The sequence below is a fragment of the Trinickia dabaoshanensis genome (assembly GCF_002879885.1).
GTDB classification, from domain to species: Bacteria; Pseudomonadota; Gammaproteobacteria; order Burkholderiales; family Burkholderiaceae; genus Trinickia; species Trinickia dabaoshanensis.
In genome coordinates this window covers 168,883-187,116 of the sequence record NZ_PNYA01000010.1, presented here as the reverse complement: position 1 = coordinate 187,116, position 18,234 = coordinate 168,883, and the positions used below count along the sequence as shown (strand labels likewise).

Sequence of the window (18,234 nt, the reverse complement as noted above, 5' to 3'; positions counted from 1 at the left end):
GGCGCGGCCGTTAACCGCGGGCGGCCCCCGCCCTACACTGGGTCATCGATGCAATACCTGCACCGCCCCTCACTGCCACGGAGCCCATCAGCATGAAGCCGCTTTCCCGAGCCGTCGCGCTCGCCTGTATTCTCGCCGTACCCGCCGCTTCGTTCGCGCAATCGCAATCGAACGGCCCCGTCACCCGTGCTCAAGTGCGCGCCGAACTGATCCAACTCGAAAGCACGGGTTGGCGCCCGGCCGCCGGCAACGACCCGCATTACCCGGAGGACATCCAAGCCGCGGAAGCGAAGGTTGCCGCGATGAACGCGGCGAGCGGTTATGGCGGCGCCGCGGCTGGAAGCGCCAACGCCGGTCAGCCCCAAGCCGTGCAAACGCAAAAACCCGGCGCCTCGGCCGCGTCACCCAAGGCCGCCGAGGCCGCTGAAAACCGTTGGGCAACGAACGTCGGGCAATAAAAAATCCGCAAAGGCGCGAGCGCCTTTGCGGATTCTCGTACGACCGGTGCGGCTGGATTAGCCCGCTGCCGCGTCCTTCAGCTTCTTCAGCGCACGTGCCTTGATGCGCACGCTTGCCGGCTTAGCCGGGAACCAACGCTCTTCGCCCGTGAACGGATCCTTGCCGAAGCGCTTCTTCTTCGCCGGCACGGTTTGCACGACGATCTTGAGCAGACCCGACAACGTGAACTCGCCGGCACCCTTCTTGTGCACCGAGCCGAGGATCGTGTCTTCGAGCGCCGCGAGCACCGCCTTGACGGACTTCGGCTCGATAGCCGCACGCTCCGCGAGGTGAGCAGCCAGCGAGGCCTTCGTGAAGGTGTCCTTGATCGGCGACGGAGCGCCGGACGCCTTCACGGCGACCTTCTTAGCCGCGGCAGTCTTCGCGGGAGCCTTCTTGGCAGCGGCCTTTTTCGCCGGTGCAGCAGCAGCCTTTTTCGCAACCTTCTTTGCGGAAGTAACCATGTTTCTCCTACCTGTTGGTCGTTGAACGCATGAAACGGGCACTACGTGCATCGCTTCAAGGCCGGATTCTACAAGCGCCGCGCGGCTTCATGCATCTCTTTTTGTATTTCAAGAGCGTGTTTACAGGGGGTTTGTTGCGCGCGGCCGACTATTTCGACGCTAGGCGGGCCCCGTCGTCGATCGGCGAGAGCCTTCGACGACGGGTGTAGAGGGTTTGCCCGATAGGGGCAAGCCCTGGGATGAAGACGCGTCTACGAGCCTCGTTCAGACGAGTCCGAGTGCGGGATCGCTCATGCTCGGGCGGCCCGTTTCGACGTGACCGGCAAGCACCCGCGCGAACAGCGGGTCTGTGTCGACGCTCACGTGCAGGTCGTACCAGGCATGCTGCGCGCGCAAATCGACATACAGGTCCACACTTTCGCCGCCGGCGACGCGGCGCTTGTGCGTCGTGCCGTCATACGCGTTGACGATCGTGAATTCGCACGCCGCCGACCCCTTGTTTTGCAGACACAATTCGATGTTGCCGTTGGCAACGTCGTACGACTCCACCACTTCGGGCACGGCCACGCCTGCGCTCCACCAGTGCGCCGCGACGGCGCGGCCCGCGAACCGGCGAGCGAAACCGTTCGGCCCGTGCACCGCGAAATCGTAGCTGCCGTCCAGATGGAGCGAGAACTCGTCGGTGAGGTGCTTATGCGGTTCGACCGTATACGCGCGCGGCGCGTCGAGGCTATGCGCCTGATACACGTGGAACGCGGCGCCCGCATGCCCTGTATTGGTGAACTTCAACCGCAACTGCGCATCGCCCGCCTCCACGTGTGCGCGCACGAACAGCTCATAGGGCAACGCACGTGCCGGACGCACCCCCGGTTCCTGCGCGGGTTTGGCCTGAACCAGCGGCGGCAACGGCACGTAATCGGGATGGCGCTGCTGATCCGGCGGCACATATCCGCTCGTGCTCGGCAGCGTCGGAAAGGACGCATTGGGGTTGGCGAAATCGAAAGCGCGCGTCAAATCGCCGCAAACCGTCTTGCGCCACGGCGTGATGTTCGCCTCGGACAAGTTGTGCGCATGGCCGAAGCGTCGAGCGATGAAGCGGATGATCGACGTATGGTCGAACGTCTCCGAGCAAACCCAACCGCCCTTGGACCAAGGCGACACCACGAGCATCGGGACGCGCGGCCCCAAACCGTAGGGACCCGCGGGATACGTCGAGTTACCGGCGAAATACTCGTTCGCGGTATCGACGGTCGATAGGCCCGACTCTTTCGACCACGGCGCGAACGGCGGCGCAACGTGATCGAAGAAGCCGTCGTTTTCGTCGTAGGTGATCAGAAGCGCGGTTTTGCTCCAAAGCGCCGGATTGGACGTGAGCACCTGCAGGACTTGATCGACGTACCATGCGCCGTAATTCGCGGGCCAGTTCGGATGCTCCGAATACGCCTCGGGCGCGACGATCCACGACACTTGCGGCAGCGTGCCGTTAGCGACGTCTTGCTTCAACTGGTCGAAATAACCGCCGCTCACGGCCACGTTCGTCCCCGTGCGCGCGCGCTCGTACAGGGGGTCGCCCGGTTGCGCGTTGCGGTATTGGTTGAAGTAGAGCAGCGAGTTGTCGCCGTAGTTGCCGATGTAGGCGTTTTGCGTCCAGCCCCACGAACCGGCGGCATTCAAACCCGTGCCGATGTCCTGATAGATCTTCCACGAGATGCCGGCCGATTGCAGCACCTCCGGATACGTGGACCACCCGTACCCGGCCTCGGCATTGTCGATGACGGGGCCGCCGCCCTTACCGTCGTTGCCGACCCAACCCGTCCACATGTAGTAGCGATTCGGATCGGTGGGAGTCATGCCCGAGCAGTGATACGCGTCGCAGATCGTGAAGGCGTCGGCGAGCTGGTAGTGAAACGGAATGTCTTGGCGCGTGAGATAGGCCATGGTCGTGGTGCCCTTGGCGCTGACCCACTGATCGTAACGGCCGCCGTTCCACGCGTTGTGCGTGGTCGTCCAATCGTGCGGCAAGTCCTGCAGGAACTGCATGCCGAGATCGGGTGCGCTCGGCCGGAACGGGAGAACACGCCCGGCATCGGCCAACAAGGGCTGCTCCCACACGGTGTTGCCGTTCGGCAAACGAATCGCGCGCCGGTCGCCATAGCCCCGCACGCCGCGCAGCGTGCCGAAGTAGTGGTCGAACGACCGATTCTCCTGCATGAGGATCACGATATGCTCGATGTCGTTGATACTGCGCGTGGCGTCGTTCGCGGGAATCGCGAGCGCGTTGCGGATACCGGCGGGCACGGCGCCCATGGCGGCGGCCGCGCCTGCCGCTTGGGCGGCGGCGCGCAGAAAATCACGGCGGCTTTTCGATGTCATATTGAATTCGCGTATCTGACGAAGGAATGGAACGATGACGGCCTCGCCATGGGCGATGCACATCGGCGCACTACGGCAAAACGAACGACTGCAAGACAACGGCAACGGCAACGGCAACGGCAACGGCAACGGATGGCACTACGAAGATAGGCGATGGGCGCGCTAATTCAGCCTGCGCGCTTGCCGCCCGAATGACGGTCAAGCAAACGACTCAGTCGGCGGTGTGCATGACGGGCGGCAACAGTGCATCGGATGCGGCGCGTGCAGGCGTGCCGCCCTCCGTATCGAAGCGCTGAGCAGCGGCCCCCGGTTGCGGCGCAAGCGCGTCGCGCGTGCCCGGCAACATCGCCGTCGCGCCGGCGGCGCTCGATCGCGCGTCGATATCGTCATGACCGCCATCGCAGCCGGCGGCCAGTAAGCAAAGCGTTCCCGCCGCAAACGCCGAAATCAGGAGGCGGCGGCCAGTGGCAAGCGTCGAAGCGGGTGCGAAACGTTTGCTCCGTAAGACGAAGCGTATCGATGATCTTCGCTGGATAATCGCCACTGCTAGCTCCCGCTTGTAAGTCCGCGCACTATGCCGAACTCCGCGGCATGCTCGTGAATCCGACCGAATGGGCGACAAGCATAAGAACGAATCGTGTCCGCTTGATGAAGGGGAATGCGTCGCCGACGCGCATGCGCTCATGCGAAGACGCGAATACGCGAATACGCGCGCGCGGCGAGACGCCGGGCGCGCGTATGAGAGGATAGTTACCGCCGGCGATCCGGCCGGCCCGCCGCGATGACGGGCCGCGAACGGATCGCCCGGGCCTTACGACGACGGCGAGAGATGGCCGACGTAATCGCGCAGATAAGAATCGAATGCCTGCCCGATCTCCGGGTGCCGCAACGCGAATTCGACGGTGGCCTTCAAATAGCCGAGTTTGCTGCCGCAATCGAAGCGCTGGCCATAGTACCGATAGGCGAGCACCTGCTCTTCGGCGAGCAACGCATGCAATGCGTCGGTCAACTGCAACTCGCCTTGCACGGAGGGCTCGAGCCGGCGCAAATGCTCGAAGATGCTCGGCATCAGGACATAGCGGCCCACGACGCCCAGATTGGATGGCGCGGCCTCGGGCGAAGGTTTCTCGACGATGCCCGAGAGCTTGAAGATGTCCTCTTCCCATTCGCGCCCTTCGACGATGCCGTAGGAGCGGCTGTCCTCGCGCGCGATCGACTCGACGCCGATGATCGTGCTGTGATAGTGATTGAAGACATCGATCATCTGCTTCATGACGGGCTGAGAGCCGTGCAGCAAATCGTCGGCGAGAATCACCGCGAACGGGCTGTCGGCGACGAGCTTTTCGGCGCACAGCACCGCGTGACCGAGGCCGCGCGCAGCCGGTTGACGCACGTAAAAGCAATCGACGTGGCTCGGTTTGATGCCGCGAACCAGCTCCAGCAGCTTCTCCTTGCCGCGCGCTTCGAGCTCCGCTTCGATCTCATACGAAGTGTCGAAGTGATCTTCGATCGCACGCTTGCTGCGTCCCGTCACGAAGATGAGTTCGGTGATACCCGCGTCGATCGCCTCTTCGACCGCATACTGGATCAACGGCTTGTCGACGACGGGCAGCATCTCCTTGGGACTTGCCTTCGTGGCCGGAAGGAACCGCGTGCCCAGACCCGCCACTGGAAACACCGCTTTGGTAACTTTCAACATCGTTCGTTCCCTTGGGGTAATTGTTATCGTGACCGCGGCGCGCGCTCATCCCAAGCTTCGCGCCGCTCGATAGAAGCGATCCAATGCAATCGCACACTACCAACAAAAGCCGGTCATCGCGTCTCGACTACGCGACGCGCATTTTTGACTCGAACCCGCCGAAATACAGCTATCTGATTGAATAGTGGGTATTTTCGTAGCCGGTCCGCCCCCGTCCGGCTATGCGGCTCGGCGCGCAATTGCCCGCGCCGGCGCGTTGTTTTCGTATGCCGCCCGCCTGGCGCGGCATGCTCGTCCGCTCAGCGAGCGCCACGCATCGCGGCTTGCGCGAGGATGGCCGAAACGCTCTCGATCCGCTTGCGCGGCGAGCCCGCTTGGGATTTGGCCGCCTCGGCGCCACGTACTGCGCGCGGCTCCTCGTCGACGACGTCGATACGCAAGCGGGGCGCTTTGGTAAAGGCTTCGAACGCGTGTTTGGAGGCTGCGCTATCGGCAATCGCCCGATCGAGCGCGACGCGTGCGCACCACTTCAACGCCAAACGCTGAGCCCTTCCAAGCGGATCGGCCCCGACGCTTTGACGCAAGTGCCATACCACCGGACGTCGCGCCACCATCCCCGCGAGCGCGCCCACGAGCATCGTGCGCGGCGTATTGGCGTAGATCACATCGACGTGACGCGCGCGTTTGACGGTCTCGCGCACGAGCGAGGCGATGCCCGACAAGGTGCGCGCCTTGGGCGGGCGCTTGCGCTCGCTCGCACCGTTCAGCACGGGCGCATCGAGCACATCCACCGCGACGCCCGCTTCTTCGAGGGCCAGACGGAACGGGCCGTCGTCGAACAGCACGACTTCTACCGATTCCTTCATATGACTGGCGACGTCGAGCAACGAGACTTCCGCTTCGTCGAGCCCCCCGCTTTGGTCGAGCGCGAGCACCCGGACCGAGCCCGCCGTCGAGACCGGCGAAGTACCGCCCGTGCCGCTTGCCGAGGGGGTGTCCTCGATCGGGCTCGTCGCCCCGGGCATGACTTGTTCGACGAATGCCATGAACCGCTCGCGGAACGTCGCGATCGAGAACCGTTCGGCATTCAAGCGGCAATCGAGCGCCGAAAAGCGGCCGGCATTGCCCTCGAACTCGCGAACGGCGGCAACGATCGACGGCACGCTTTGCTCGCGGAAGAAGATTCCGGTGGGGTGCGCATCGCCGAGTTCGCGCACGGTCTCGAGCGCGCCCCCCTTGCCGTATGCGATGACGGGCGTACCGCATGCCTGGGCCTCGACCGGCGCGATGCCGAAATCTTCCTCGGCTGCAAATACGAATGCCTTCGCGCGCCGCATATGGTCGTGCAAAGCCGCAAACGGCTGATAGCCGAGGATCTCGATGTTCGGGCCCGCCTTCGCGCGTATCGCCTTCATCTCCGGGCCGTCGCCGATCACGACGAGCCGCTTGCCGGGCATGCGCGAGAACGCTTCGACGATCAAATCGATCTTCTTGTACGGCACCATGCGCGACGCCGTGAGGTAGAAGTCCTCTTTATCCTCGCGGACCAGGAACGACTGCACGTCCACGGGCGGGAAGATCACGCGCGAGTCGCGGTGGTAGACCTTCCTGATGCGCCGCGCGATGAACTGCGAATTGGCGACGAAATGATCGACGGCATTGGACGTCCGGGTGTCCCAATTGCGGATGTAGTGCAACACCGCCCGGGCCATCGCCGAGCGTAGCCCGCGAGTGAGATTCGACTGTTCGAGGTATTGGTGCTGCAAGTCCCACGCATAGCGAATCGGCGAGTGCACATAGCTGATGTGCACTTGGTCGGGCCCGGTGAGTACTCCCTTGGCCACCGCGTGGCTGCTCGAGATGACGAGATCGTAAGCGCTCAAATCGAGCTGCTCGATGGCGATCGGCATCAACGGCAGATAGGCGCGATACTTCTTGCGCGCGAGCGGCAGGCGTTGAATGAACGAGGTCGTGGCCCGTTTGCCGTGCAAGAACTTACGATCTTCAACAAAATCGACGAGGCTGAAGACATCGGCCTGCGGAAAGCACGCGATCATTTGCTCGAGCACGCGCTCGGCGCCCGCGTACGTGACAAGCCAATCGTGAACGATCGCCACGCGTGGCGCGCGTGCGATCGGCGCCGGTTGCGGGGCCTTCGAGGCCTCGCTGTGGCGATCCAACGTGACGGATGCGTCGGCGAAAGTGTGGTGGCTCATGCGCTTCTCCTCTAGCCGCACTAGCCTACGAACAAAGTATTCCGGGGAAAGGTCGAAATTATTTCAAAAAAATGCAGCACCCCGCGCCAAGCGCGCCAGGCCAGGCATTCGCATGATTAAAACGCTGATTGTCTTCTGACTTTTTTATAATTTTTTTGCAGTGCCGCATGGCTTCGAAGGCCGTGATAGCCAATCGAAAGCCATGGGTTCATGGAGCACGGCGTATCCAAATTACATCGTTTGTAAAAGCTGCCGACGCAACACGATAGCTCAGCTCGCTTGCGTTTGCCAACCGAGGCCCAGGCTCTTTTGCAGTTGAATGAAGTCCTCGATCAACTGCGCGCGGCCCGCTATCACGTCCTGCTCCGCGCTGAACTGCGTCCGTTCGGTGTCGAGCAAGTCTATCGCCGTCGCCACGCCCGCGCCATAACGCTGCCGCATCAACGTCGACGCGCGCTGCGCAGAGGCATCCACCTCCTCCAATCGAACGACGTGCTCGCGTTGATGCCCGTAGCGCGACAACGCCGAATTGGCATCCTCGAGCGCCGCGAGCACCGTGTGCTCGTAACGGGCGCCGGCCTCGTCGCGCGATGCCTGCGCCGAGCGAACATCGGCAGTCACACGCCCGAAATCGAGCACGTTCCACTGCAGGTACGGCACGCCGAGCCAGGAGAAATTCGTCTTCCGGAACAAGTGCCCCGGGTCGGCCGCGGTAAATCCCAGATCGCCGAGCAGCGAAATCTTCGGGAAATAATCGGCCACGTGCTCGCCGATTTGCGCGTTGCTCGACGCCAGGCGCCGTTCGGCCGCCCGGATATCGGGGCGCTGACGCAGCAGCGCCGCGGCGTCCCCCACCGGCACCGTCGCGGGCAGCGTGGGCAACGGCCGCGCCCCGGCCAGTTCCGTATCGAGCGCGCCCGGCGCCTGCCCGGTCAAGACCGCCAGCCGATCGAGCGATTCGGTGATCTGCTGGTCCAGGGGGACGAGCGCGGCGCGCGTGGTCTGCACTTGCCCCGCCAAGCGTTCGACGTCGACATCGGCGGCCGTTCCATGAGCGCGCCGCTGCTGCGTCAGCGTCAACATCTGCTGCTGCAGTTCGGCCGAACGTTGGGCCAGCACGAGACGTTGCTGCTCGTCGCGCAAGTCGATATAGGCCTGTGCCACCTCGGCCGCGAGCGATACCTGCGTATCGGCCAGGTCCGCGTCGAGCGCCTCGGCTTCATCGGCGGCCGCTTCGATCGAGCGCCGCGTGCCGCCGAACAGATCGATCTCCCACGATGCGTCGAGCCCCGCCGTATAGAGCTGCAACGGGCCGCGGCCCGTGTTGCCGCCGTTGCCGTTCGAGCTCAGCGCCGAGAGATCGGGGCTGCGCATACGCACCGCGGCCGCATCGGCGGACACCTTCGGCAACTCGTCCGCGCGCGTACGCATGAGTTGCGCGCGCGCCGCGCGCAAACGCGCCTGCGCCACATGGACGTCCGGATTGTGGGCGAGCGCCGCCTCGACGAGCGCGTCGAGTTGCGGATCGCCCAGTTGACGCCACCACGCGTTGAGCGCCGGCGCAGTGCCGACGACACCCGCGCCCGGGGCACGCACGAACGCGCCCGCCTTGATCGCGTCGGCCGCGACGGGCGGCGCGCCGCGATAGTCGGGCCCAACCGTGCAGGCCGATAGCGCGCATAGCGCGAGTGCGGTACAAGACGCGGCAAGCAGCCGCGGAGAACGACGGATCGACATAGTCGTAGCCTAAAAGCTTTAGTGCCCCGCCGGCGGCGGGTTGCCCGGCATCGAAGCCGGCCGTTTCAACAACAACGCGAGCGGAATGCAGACGAGCAGCGCGAGCGCGAGCAGATAGAACGTCTCCGAGTACGTCATGACCAAGGCCTGCTGCTGGATTTGCCCCGCCAGTTGCGCAAGGGCTTGCATCTTCGCGTAGGCGGCATCGCCGGTTTGCGCGAGCCAATTCGCCGCGCTGGCCGCGATCCGTTCCTGGCCGATCGACGAATTCGCGGTGACGGACTCGCGCAGCGTGGCGACGTGGTAGGCGTTGCGCCGATCGATGACGACGCCGATGACGGCCAGACCCACCGACCCGCCGAGATTGCGTGCCATGTTGTACAAGCCCGCCGCATCGCCCGAGTCTTCGCGCGACACCGCCATCATCGAGGCTTGATTGAGCGGCATCATCGCCAGCATCTGACCCACGCCGCGCAGCAGTTGCGACCAGACGAAATCGTGTCCCGCGCTCTGCGCGGTCAAGCTCGTATCGAACATGCAACTGACGGCGAAACAAACGAGCCCGCTCGTTACCATCACGCGGAAATCGACCTTGCCGAGCAGTCTCGGCAGCACGGGCATCATGAGGAACGCCGGGATGCCCGAGAGCAACATGATGTTGCCCGACTGCTCCGCGTTGTAACCCGAGACGAGGCTCAAGAACTGCGGCACGAGGTAGGCCACGCCATAGAGCCCCGCGCCCACGGTGAAGACGATCACGATGACGCTCGCATAACGCGCATTGCGAAAGAGCGCCAACCGCATGATCGGTCTGACCGCGACGAACTGCGAAATGCCGATCAACACGAAGCCGAGCAGCGTAACGGCCGAGAAAATCACGATCTCGCTCGATTCGAACCATTGATGCCGCTGCCCCTCTTCAAGCACCAGCGTGAGCGAACTCAGGCCGATCGACAGCCCCACGATGCCGATCCAATCGGCGTTGACGAAGTCGTGCCAATGCGGCCGATCGGCCGGCAAGCCCGCGATCAATAGGGCCAGCAGCGCGATGCACACGGGCAGATTGATGAAAAAGCACCATTTCCACGACACGTTCTCGGCAAGCCATCCGCCGAGCACGGGCCCGAGCAGCGGCCCGAGCATGACGATGAGGCCGAAGATCGTCATGCCGACGGCGAGCTGCGAACGCGGCAGGCGCGTACGGATGATCGTTTGCGCGGTGGGGATCATCGCACCGCCCGTGAACCCTTGACCGACCCGCCCGATGATCATCCATTCGAGCGAGTGCGATAAGCCGCAGACCATCGAGAACGCCATGAACAACGCAGCGTTCGTTAGCAAGAAGTTGCGCAGCCCGAACACGCGTGTGAGCCACGCGGCGAGCGGGATCATGACGATTTCCGACATCAGATAGCCCGTGGAGATCCACGTGCCTTCCGTTCCCGTTGCCCCGACCGAGCCTTGAATCTGCGGCAGCGCCGAGTTCGTGATCGAGATGTCGAGCGTCGCCATCAGCGCCCCGAGCGAGCCCGCGGCCACGGCGATCCAATCGATCGCGCTCGCGCGCTCGGGCTGGCTTGGCGTGGCGGCGCCCGCTGAAGGCGATGCGGCGTTAGCCATGCGCGTTCTCTTCGGCCAAGCGCCGGTCGTCGCCGCGCGCCGTACGCGTATCGACGTCGACCGTCACCGACAAGCCCGGCAACAGCAGCGCGCGCGTTTGCGGTCCCGCATCGACGCGAATCCGCACCGGCACCCGCTGCACGATCTTCGTGAAGTTGCCGGTCGCGTTCTCGGGCGGCAGCAATGCGAATTGCGCCCCGGTGCCTGGTGCGAAGCTATCCACGACGCCATGTAGATCGATGCCGCGCAGCGCGTCCACGTGCAGCGTCGCGCTTTGGCCCGGACGCATATGGCCGATTTGCGTCTCCTTGAAATTCGCTTCCAAATAGACGCTTTGCACCGGTACGACGGTGAGCAAACGTGTGCCGGGCTGCACGTACTGCCCGACGCGCACGGACCTGTCGCCGATCTTGCCTGCCACGGGGCTATAGAGCGTCGTGTCGTTCACGTCGAGTTGCGCTTGCCGCAAGCTCGCGCGCGCCGCTTCGACTTGCGCGCGAGCTTGCGCGATTTGCGCCGTCGTGGCATCGACTTGCGTCTGCGCGGAGCGCACGGCGGCAGCGTTGGCCTCGACCGTCGCCCGCGCCTGATCGCGCGTGCTCACCAAGCTCGCCAGCCGCTCGCTCGTTTCGGCGCCGGTGGCCGCAAGCGGCGCGTAACGGGTCACGTCGTCTTGGGCATGGCGCGCCGCGACGCGAGCCACTTGTTCTTGCGCCTGCGCTTGCACCACACCCGCCTGTTGCTGCTTCAAATCGGCCTGAGCGCGAGCCAGATCGGCCTCGCGTGCATCGACGGTGGCTTGCGCCTGAGCGAGCGATGCTTCGTACTGCCGAGTATCGAGCCGCACGAGCGGCGCGCCGGCGGCCACCGTCTCGTTATCGCGCACATAGACTTGCGTGACGTAGCCGCTGATCTTCGGAGCGACGGTCACGCTATCGGCTTGCAGATACGCATCGTCGGTGCTCTCGATGAAGCGCCCGACCGTCCACCAGTGCGCGGCCCAGGCAATGCCGGCTACGAGCGCGACGATCAGCGCGCCGATCAGCCAGCCGCGATTGCGCGCGCGCCGCGGCGCGCCATCGCTCTCTTGTTGCGTCTGGCCGCGTGGCCGCGCATCGGTTGTCGTTGACATGTTTCCGGTGTCCCGTCATGAGGGGAAATTGATTCGGCCACAATTATTCCAGTTGGAAGAAATGTGTCAAGTGATATATTTCTGACGCACACCGCCGTAATCGTTAGAAAGGAATCGACGTCATGACCGAGACGAAGCGCCCTCGCCGCTCGACCGAGGGAGGCTACGCGCGCGGCGAGGAAACTCGCCTTCGCATCATCCAAGCCGCCATCGAGCTATTCGGCGAACATGGGTTCCTCGCCGCTTCGACACGCGATATCGCGGCCAAAGCGGGCGTCAACGCGCCGGCGTTGCAGTACTACTTCGAGAACAAGGAAGGCGTGTATCGCGCGTGCGCCGAGCATCTCGCCGACGAAGCGTGGAAGAAGTTCGAACCGGTGGTACGCAATACGGCGCAGACGCTGGAGTCGACCGACGATGTATCGGTGCTCATCGAGGCGTTCGTCGATTTGCAAGGCGTCATGATGGACAAAGCGTTCGAGACCTCGAAAGCGCCGACGCTGAAGCTGTTTTTCGTGCGCGAACAAGGCGGACAAGAACCGCCTATCGCGACCGAGATCATTCAGCAGCGCGTGCGGCGCCCAATGAACAGTGTCGCCACGAAACTCATCGGGAAGATTTGCGGCATGCCGCCCGACGACCCGCTGACGATCATGCGCCTCGTTTCGTTGCACGGACAGTTCATGCTGTTCCACACGGCACCGCGCAGCATCTTGCTGCTGTTCGGATGGGCCAGTCTCGATGCGGAAAAGATCGAGTTCGTCAAACAAACGGTGTTCTCGAACACGCGGGCCCTGCTGCGCATGTGGGCTGCCCAACCACCTGCCGCGCCGGCCCCGAGCAAACCTACGCCGAGCGCGCCCCCGGCACGCAAACGCACTGCGCGCGTTAGCGCAAAACGGTAATCGCGGCTCGCTCGCCGTTTTACGCTTTGATCGTTCGAAAGGTGAGGGTTTGCGGGAGTGGGGATTAGGAGACTGCCCAAAGCACCGTGTAGAGGCGGTCCGATGGGCGGCTCAATGCCTTTGAGGTGAGTGTTTTCGGGAGCAGGCCAACGCGGGCTGGATCGCGTGCTCTCGGACGGCGCCGAATCGCCTAAAGCGTGCCGCTCAAAGTACGCGCATAGAGTTCGAGCATTCGCGCGCTATCGACACCGACACACACTTCGCATGCGGGCCGCCCGTCCCAGGCAGGCGCGGGCGCCGCGAACCCGATCGGCTTTTGAATGGTGTGACCGGCCGCGATGCCTTCGGTCAAGACGCGCACGGGCCCACTGCGCGTCAGATACAACTGCGGCGCGAGCAGATAAGCAACGGCGGACGAATCGTGCACGTAGATGCCTTCGAGCCCCGCGCTCGATCGATGGAACGCTTCGTAGTCGCGCGACACGTCCCAAACGAAGCGTCCGTTCTCTCCGGCTTCGTCGCGCAGCTTCGCGAGGTAGCCGGTGGTCATGATCGTGTTTTCGGTGACGTCCAAGCCGACGATGGCCACGGGCCACGGTGCACCGAACACGATATCGGCCGCATGCGGGTCGCCGAGCATGTTCGCCTCCGCCGCGGGCGATACGTTGCCGTTGCGGCCGTTCGTGCCGAACGCGCCGCCCATGACGACGACTTGTTTGACGAGACCCGCGATGCCGGGATCTTCCTCGAGCGCGAGCGCGAGGTTCGTCAGCGGCCCCACGGCAACGAGCGCGACCTCGCCCGGATGCGCGCGCACGGTATCGATGATGAAACGATGCGCGGGCCGCGCGTCGAGCGCGGCTTGCCCTTGCGGCAGCAGGCCCGTATTGCCGAGACCGTCGTCGCCGTGAATCCAGCCGATAGGCGCGGGAGCCTCGCGCTCGAGCGGCGCGGCCGCACCGCGCGCGACGGGCACGCCGGGCGCGAATCGCTCGACGAGGTACAGCGCATTGCGCGTCGTCGTGTCGATCGTCGCGTTGCCGAATACGCTCGTGACGCCGAGCAATTCGATCTCGGGATGCAGCGCTTGGAATACGAGCGCCATCGAGTCGTCGACGCCGGGGTCCGTATCGTAGATGACTTTATGCATGCTCGAGCTCAAAGATAAAACGCATCGGGCAGTTGCTCGCGCGCCGTCGTATCGCGCGTATCGCCGCGCAAATTGCCGAGCCTGATCGTTAGGTCGGGCCCGCCCAGTTCGATGATGACCTGGCGGCAAGCGCCGCACGGTGCAATCGGCCCATCGGTATCGCCCACCACGGCGAGCGCCGCGAACTCGTCGCGCCGGCACCCGGCCGCAATCGCGCTGAACAGCGCCGTGCGCTCGGCGCAATTGCACAGCCCGTACGAGGCGTTTTCGACGTTGCAGCCGTCGAACACGCGCCCGTCCTTGGTCAGCAAGGCCGCGCCCACCTTGAATTTCGAGTACGGCGCATAGGCCCGCTCACGTGCGGTTTTCGCTCTTTCGAGCAATTGTTCCAATGTCATGGGATCCCTCGTTCAAGCTCGCCGATTCTCTCTTTTCGGCGATCAATGGAAGGTTAAAAACATACCGGCGATGGTCGCACTCATCAGGTTCGATAGGGTGCCGGCCAATACGACACGCAGTCCGTAACGCGCGACTTCCGAACGGCGCTCGGGCGCGACGGCGCTAAATCCGCCCGTCAGCACGGCGATCGACGCGAAGTTCGCGAATCCGCACAGCGCAAACGAAAGAATCGCGAGCGTGCGTGGCGTCAGCACTTGCAGTCCCGCCGCGGCGACGCTCGCCGTATCCTTCAAATACGGCGAAAGCGAGGCATAGGCGACGAATTCGTTGAGAATGATTTTCTGGCCGAGAAAATTGCCGGCCACCATGGCCTCGTTCCACGGCACGCCGATCAAATAGGCGAGCGGCGCGAAGACGCTGCCGAGGATCGATTGCATCGACGCGTTGGGATGACCGAACCAGCCGCCGATACCGCCGACCAAACCATTTAGGAGTGCGATGAGTCCGACGAATGCGATCAGCATCGCGCCAACCATGACGGCGATCTTCAAGCCGACCGCGGCCCCCGAGCTCGCCGCCTCGATCACGTTCGCCGGGCGGCGCTCCTCGAAGCTCAGATGCTCGAGTTGGACACGACTCGGCTCGGTCGTGGGATGAATGATCTTCGCGAATAGCAAGCCGCCCGGCACCGCCATGAACGAGGCGGCAAGCAGGTATTGGATCGGCACGCCGAGCCCCGCATAGCCGGCCAAGACCGAACCGGCGACGGCCGCCATCCCGCTCGACATGACCGCGAACAATTCCGCTCCCGTCATATCGCGCGCGAACGGCTTCACGACCGCCGGCATCTCGCTTTGCCCCAGAAAGATCGTCGTCACCGCGGAGAACGATTCGAGCTTCGACACCCCGAGCAGCTTGTGAAAGAGCGTGCCGAGAACGATCACGATCCACCGCATGACGTCAAGGTAGTACAAGACGGAAATCAACGCGGTCACGAAAATGATTGCCGGCAGCACGCGCACGGCGAATACGAATCCGCCGTCCCCGAACAGGGCGAACATTTTGGACTGGACGAGACCGCCGAATAAGAATTCGATTCCGGCGTTGCCATAATCGAGAACGTGATTGACGCCCGCCGCCATATCGGCCAGCACCACCTTACCGAACGGTACGAACAGCACGAATGCACCGATCGCGACCTGCGCGAGCAACGCCGTGACGACGGTGCGCGGCCGGATGGCGCGGCGATTCGTGGAAAAGGCGAAGGCAATCGCCAATAGGGCGGCCATGCCCAAAAGGTTTCGCGCGATCGAAGCCATGTCTCTCCGGATTTCGAATTGTTGTGGATGGCTGCGATGCTAAACGAAACCGTAGTCGAACGAAAAGCAAAAGCGTGCTTTTCGTTCGACTACGACGGCGCCGCTCTGCGCCGAGAACCGCTGAGTACTACTGAATGAGAAACTTCTCGCGCCGCTTGCCGAGCCATGCCGGCGCTCGCCCACGACCGCTCCAGGTGGCGCCGGTCTTGGGATCGCGGTACTTCGGCGGAAGACCGCCCGTTTTACGCGACGTCGTACGCTTGCTCGTGAAACCCAGCTCCTCGGCCGTAATGCCGTACTCCGCGATCTGCTCCTTGATTTGATCGATCGTGGCGGAAAGCTCTTTTTCACGAGCCGCTTCCATTTGCGCCTGCACCTTCGCCAATTGCTCGGTCAACTGCCTATACGTCGCCATAGAAAATCGCCTCCTTGTTGATTGACGGTAAACGCTTCTGTGACTGCCCGTTCGTGCAAAAGTGCAATCGCCGGGTACCCTCCCGCAAAGACAGCAAACCATGGACCGCGGCGATGCATCCTTGCCGCGCCCTGCGTCCATGGCGTGCCGGCTCATTTGGCCTTACAAGCAAACAGTAACTTATGCGAGCCGTCCACATCCGTTTGATCGAGCACGTCGATATCGCGGCCGCAAATGGCACGCGCATGCTCGGTGCAGTTCTCCCACGCACTGCTCGCGGAACATTGCACGACCGTCGTGGGCCGCCCATCGCTCGTGAAGAGCGGCGCGCTTGCGCCGCATCCGGCGAGGATAACGGCGCATCCCGACGCTGCCGCAACGCAGCGAGCAATCGATACCGCGCGCAAATGAAAGAAAGACATACCCTTCATCGAACGAACTCCTTTGGCCTAACGTTCTTTTTTCGAATGGCCGAGTATGCCACGGCATAATGCCGGAACCGTAAAGCGCGCACGCCTTTCAAGCCGCGATTGAGCAAGATCGCTCATATATCGATTCCCAAGGCCGCTATCTTCTTATAGAGCGTGGCCCGCCCCATGCCGATCCGGCTGGCTGCCTCGGCCACGCGGCCGCCCGTGGCGCGCAGCGCGTCGGCCAAAAAGCGACGCTCGAATTCGGTCATCGCCTGCACGTACGACTCCGCACCCATTGGGCGGGCCTCGTTGCCCGAACCCGGCTCGGCCGCACCGGGTACATCCGGCGGCGGCAGTGCCGAGGCGCCGATGAACGATGCGAGCATGCGCGCATCGATGCGCTCGGAATCCGACAGCATGACCGCGCGTTCCAACGTGTTTCGCAACTCGCGCACGTTTCCCGGCCAATCGTAGGCGGAGAGCAGGCGCAAGGCATCGTCTTGCAAGACGAAGTGGCGCCCGTGCCCGCCCCGCCCGGGCGCGCACAGATCCTCCAGGATCGCATAGGCCAACGCCTCGATATCCGAGCGCCGGGCCCGCAGCGGGGGCGCGAGCACCGTCAGGACATTGAGCCGATAAAAGAGATCGGCGCGAAAGCGCCCCGCGGCGACGAGCGCCGGGAGATCCGCGGAGGTGGCGGCCACGATGCGCACGTCGGTTCGCACGATCCGGTTCGAGCCCAACGGCTCGAATTCCTGATCCTGCAGGACGCGCAATAGCTTGCCCTGAAGGTGCAGCGGCATATCGCCGATCTCGTCGAGAAACAGCGTGCCGCCATGCGCGAGTTCGAATTTGCCCGCGCGGCCGCGGCGCTGCGCGCCCGTATAAGCGCCGGGGGCCGCGCCGAAGAACTCCACCTCGAGCAGCGTATCGGGAATCGCCGCGACGTTGACCGTGACGAGCGGGCCGCTCGCGCGCGGCGACGTGCCGTGTATCGCATGCGCGAGCAATTCCTTGCCGGTACCGGTTTCGCCGAGCAGCAGTACCGGCGAATCCACGCTTGCCGCGCGGCGGGCTTGCCGTTTGACCTCGAGACTGGCCGCACTCGTGCCGACGAAGCTCGCCAGCGTGTATTTGGCGCGCCGCGCTTGTGCAAGCGATTGCCGCGCGGCAATCAGTTCGGCCTGCATGCGCGAGTAATGCGAAAAGAGCGGCGTCAGCGATTTCATCTCGTCGAACAGGGCAAAGCCGACGGCCCCCACCGTTCTTCCGGTTTCGTCCTCGAGCGGCAAGCGCGTAACGACCAGCGGCTCGCGTCCGTTTTCGAGCACGTCGAGCAAGATCGGCTTGCCCGTTTGCACGACTTCCCGCATCAGGCTGTTTGGAATTACCGCCTCGCAATCGAGCCCAATCGCTTGACGAGTATCCGTAAAGCCGAAACGCGCCGCATAGCGCTCGCTAATCCAAACGATTCGAGCATCGCAATCGACAATCAACGTACCTTCGCTGAAATTCTCGAATGCCTTGAACAACGAATTCATCGCGCGGCGCACGATCGCGCTGTAATCGGCCGGTACGCCGATGGGATCGCTCATTTGAGGTAGTGGCTCCTGGCTGTGCCGTCGTTCGGCACGATCGGGCGAATTCTCCAATCGGCGACAGCATATCTCAGAACGGAGACACAGCATCGATCCGCCGCGAATCCGCGGTGCGACCTATGAGCCGGTCGTTTCCGGCGAATCGAACGTCTCTATTTGGAGATCGACGCAATCGCAATAGAACCGGTTTTACGGCCGGGCGTGCGCGGAACTCACTCTCAGCGAGCGGTGGCGCGCCATGGCACGGAACCTGCGATGTGCGCTGCCAGCATTTTTCCGTGCGCAAACGCGCACTC

Annotated in this window: 17 protein-coding genes; 3 read left to right on the top strand and 14 right to left on the bottom strand. The window is 63.7% G+C overall.

Annotated elements, in window-relative coordinates; translation table 11 throughout:
• Positions 1 to 92 precede the first annotated feature (92 nt).
• Positions 93 to 458, top strand: coding sequence for a DUF4148 domain-containing protein (locus tag C0Z18_RS13215; RefSeq protein ID WP_102645850.1), 366 nt, complete (start codon positions 93 to 95; stop codon positions 456 to 458).
• Between the two features lie 57 nt (positions 459 to 515).
• On the opposite strand, the gene C0Z18_RS13210 is transcribed toward C0Z18_RS13215, so the two are convergent.
• Both C0Z18_RS13210 and C0Z18_RS13205 read right to left on the bottom strand, forming a co-directional pair.
• Positions 516 to 962: an HU family DNA-binding protein gene (locus C0Z18_RS13210; RefSeq protein WP_102645849.1), complete on the bottom strand. Its 447-nt coding sequence runs from the start codon at positions 960 to 962 to the stop codon at positions 516 to 518.
• A 264-nt stretch (positions 963 to 1,226) separates the two neighbouring features.
• Positions 1,227 to 3,335 carry a phosphocholine-specific phospholipase C gene (locus tag C0Z18_RS13205; RefSeq protein ID WP_102645911.1) on the bottom strand — a complete coding sequence of 703 codons (2,109 nt, stop codon included), beginning with the start codon at positions 3,333 to 3,335 and terminating at the stop codon, positions 1,227 to 1,229.
• A gap of 34 nt (positions 3,336 to 3,369) precedes the next feature.
• Between C0Z18_RS13205 and C0Z18_RS33770 the strand changes: the two genes are divergently transcribed.
• Positions 3,370 to 3,501, top strand: a complete 132-nt coding sequence (locus C0Z18_RS33770) for a hypothetical protein (protein WP_269845311.1) — start codon at positions 3,370 to 3,372, stop codon at positions 3,499 to 3,501.
• Positions 3,502 to 3,546: 45 nt separating this feature from the next.
• On the opposite strand, the gene C0Z18_RS13200 is transcribed toward C0Z18_RS33770, so the two are convergent.
• From C0Z18_RS13200 to C0Z18_RS13175, 6 genes are all read right to left on the bottom strand, one after another.
• A complete protein-coding gene (locus C0Z18_RS13200; protein WP_102645848.1) occupies positions 3,547 to 3,879 on the bottom strand; it encodes a hypothetical protein in 333 nt (110 codons plus the stop codon).
• 267 nt (positions 3,880 to 4,146) lie between these two features.
• Positions 4,147 to 5,034, bottom strand: a complete 888-nt coding sequence (gene galU / locus C0Z18_RS13195) for a UTP--glucose-1-phosphate uridylyltransferase GalU (RefSeq protein ID WP_102645847.1) — start codon at positions 5,032 to 5,034, stop codon at positions 4,147 to 4,149.
• 299 nt (positions 5,035 to 5,333) lie between these two features.
• Complete coding sequence (locus C0Z18_RS13190; protein ID WP_102645846.1) at positions 5,334 to 7,250, bottom strand: glycosyltransferase; 1,917 nt, start codon at positions 7,248 to 7,250, stop codon at positions 5,334 to 5,336.
• Between the two features lie 270 nt (positions 7,251 to 7,520).
• Positions 7,521 to 8,987: an efflux transporter outer membrane subunit gene (locus C0Z18_RS13185; RefSeq protein WP_102645845.1), complete on the bottom strand. Its 1,467-nt coding sequence runs from the start codon at positions 8,985 to 8,987 to the stop codon at positions 7,521 to 7,523.
• 18 nt (positions 8,988 to 9,005) lie between these two features.
• Entirely contained in the window at positions 9,006 to 10,607 is a 1,602-nt protein-coding gene (locus tag C0Z18_RS13180) for an MDR family MFS transporter (RefSeq protein WP_102645844.1), read from the bottom strand.
• Entirely contained in the window at positions 10,600 to 11,739 is a 1,140-nt protein-coding gene (locus tag C0Z18_RS13175; protein WP_102645843.1) for an HlyD family secretion protein, read from the bottom strand. Before C0Z18_RS13175 ends, C0Z18_RS13180 begins: the two co-directional genes overlap by 8 nt.
• 122 nt (positions 11,740 to 11,861) lie before the next feature.
• On the opposite strand from C0Z18_RS13175, the gene C0Z18_RS13170 reads away from it, so the two are divergent.
• Entirely contained in the window at positions 11,862 to 12,644 is a 783-nt protein-coding gene (locus tag C0Z18_RS13170) for a CerR family C-terminal domain-containing protein (protein ID WP_102645842.1), read from the top strand.
• A 190-nt stretch (positions 12,645 to 12,834) separates the two neighbouring features.
• Here the strand turns inward: C0Z18_RS13170 and C0Z18_RS13165 are convergent, their stop codons facing one another.
• The 6 genes from C0Z18_RS13165 to C0Z18_RS13140 form a co-directional block, all read right to left on the bottom strand.
• On the bottom strand, positions 12,835 to 13,794 hold the full coding sequence (locus tag C0Z18_RS13165; RefSeq protein ID WP_102645841.1) for a nucleoside hydrolase: 960 nt from the start codon (positions 13,792 to 13,794) through the stop codon (positions 12,835 to 12,837).
• An 8-nt stretch (positions 13,795 to 13,802) separates the two neighbouring features.
• On the bottom strand, positions 13,803 to 14,192 hold the full coding sequence (locus C0Z18_RS13160; protein WP_102645840.1) for a cytidine deaminase: 390 nt from the start codon (positions 14,190 to 14,192) through the stop codon (positions 13,803 to 13,805).
• Between the two features lie 42 nt (positions 14,193 to 14,234).
• The gene (locus C0Z18_RS13155; protein WP_102645839.1) at positions 14,235 to 15,512 is read right to left on the bottom strand and encodes a NupC/NupG family nucleoside CNT transporter; all 1,278 of its coding nucleotides are present in this window, start codon (positions 15,510 to 15,512) and stop codon (positions 14,235 to 14,237) included.
• Between the two features lie 127 nt (positions 15,513 to 15,639).
• Positions 15,640 to 15,927, bottom strand: coding sequence for an H-NS histone family protein (locus C0Z18_RS13150; protein ID WP_102645838.1), 288 nt, complete (start codon positions 15,925 to 15,927; stop codon positions 15,640 to 15,642).
• A 152-nt stretch (positions 15,928 to 16,079) separates the two neighbouring features.
• Entirely contained in the window at positions 16,080 to 16,358 is a 279-nt protein-coding gene (locus tag C0Z18_RS13145) for a hypothetical protein (protein ID WP_233217299.1), read from the bottom strand.
• 113 nt (positions 16,359 to 16,471) lie between these two features.
• Complete coding sequence (locus tag C0Z18_RS13140) at positions 16,472 to 17,935, bottom strand: sigma-54 interaction domain-containing protein (RefSeq protein ID WP_102645837.1); 1,464 nt, start codon at positions 17,933 to 17,935, stop codon at positions 16,472 to 16,474.
• Positions 17,936 to 18,234 lie beyond the last annotated feature (299 nt).

What these genes read in the sequence shown, in the direction of transcription:
- C0Z18_RS13205 (WP_102645911.1), bottom strand. Translation starts at nt 3,335, where the DNA reads ATGACATCGAAAAGCCGCCGTGATTTTCTGCGCGCCGCCGCCCAAGCG.
- C0Z18_RS13170 (WP_102645842.1), top strand. Translation starts at nt 11,862, where the DNA reads ATGACCGAGACGAAGCGCCCTCGCCGCTCGACCGAGGGAGGCTACGCG.
- C0Z18_RS13190 (WP_102645846.1), bottom strand. Translation starts at nt 7,250, where the DNA reads ATGAGCCACCACACTTTCGCCGACGCATCCGTCACGTTGGATCGCCAC.
- C0Z18_RS13210 (WP_102645849.1), bottom strand. Translation starts at nt 962, where the DNA reads ATGGTTACTTCCGCAAAGAAGGTTGCGAAAAAGGCTGCTGCTGCACCG.
- C0Z18_RS13140 (WP_102645837.1), bottom strand. Translation starts at nt 17,935, where the DNA reads ATGAGCGATCCCATCGGCGTACCGGCCGATTACAGCGCGATCGTGCGC.
- C0Z18_RS13150 (WP_102645838.1), bottom strand. Translation starts at nt 15,927, where the DNA reads ATGGCGACGTATAGGCAGTTGACCGAGCAATTGGCGAAGGTGCAGGCG.
- galU (WP_102645847.1), bottom strand. Translation starts at nt 5,034, where the DNA reads ATGTTGAAAGTTACCAAAGCGGTGTTTCCAGTGGCGGGTCTGGGCACG.
- C0Z18_RS13160 (WP_102645840.1), bottom strand. Translation starts at nt 14,192, where the DNA reads ATGACATTGGAACAATTGCTCGAAAGAGCGAAAACCGCACGTGAGCGG.
- C0Z18_RS13165 (WP_102645841.1), bottom strand. Translation starts at nt 13,794, where the DNA reads ATGCATAAAGTCATCTACGATACGGACCCCGGCGTCGACGACTCGATG.
- C0Z18_RS13180 (WP_102645844.1), bottom strand. Translation starts at nt 10,607, where the DNA reads ATGGCTAACGCCGCATCGCCTTCAGCGGGCGCCGCCACGCCAAGCCAG.
- C0Z18_RS13175 (WP_102645843.1), bottom strand. Translation starts at nt 11,739, where the DNA reads ATGTCAACGACAACCGATGCGCGGCCACGCGGCCAGACGCAACAAGAG.
- C0Z18_RS13145 (WP_233217299.1), bottom strand. Translation starts at nt 16,358, where the DNA reads ATGAAGGGTATGTCTTTCTTTCATTTGCGCGCGGTATCGATTGCTCGC.
- C0Z18_RS13155 (WP_102645839.1), bottom strand. Translation starts at nt 15,512, where the DNA reads ATGGCTTCGATCGCGCGAAACCTTTTGGGCATGGCCGCCCTATTGGCG.
- C0Z18_RS13185 (WP_102645845.1), bottom strand. Translation starts at nt 8,987, where the DNA reads ATGTCGATCCGTCGTTCTCCGCGGCTGCTTGCCGCGTCTTGTACCGCA.
- C0Z18_RS13215 (WP_102645850.1), top strand. Translation starts at nt 93, where the DNA reads ATGAAGCCGCTTTCCCGAGCCGTCGCGCTCGCCTGTATTCTCGCCGTA.
- C0Z18_RS33770 (WP_269845311.1), top strand. Translation starts at nt 3,370, where the DNA reads ATGACGGCCTCGCCATGGGCGATGCACATCGGCGCACTACGGCAAAAC.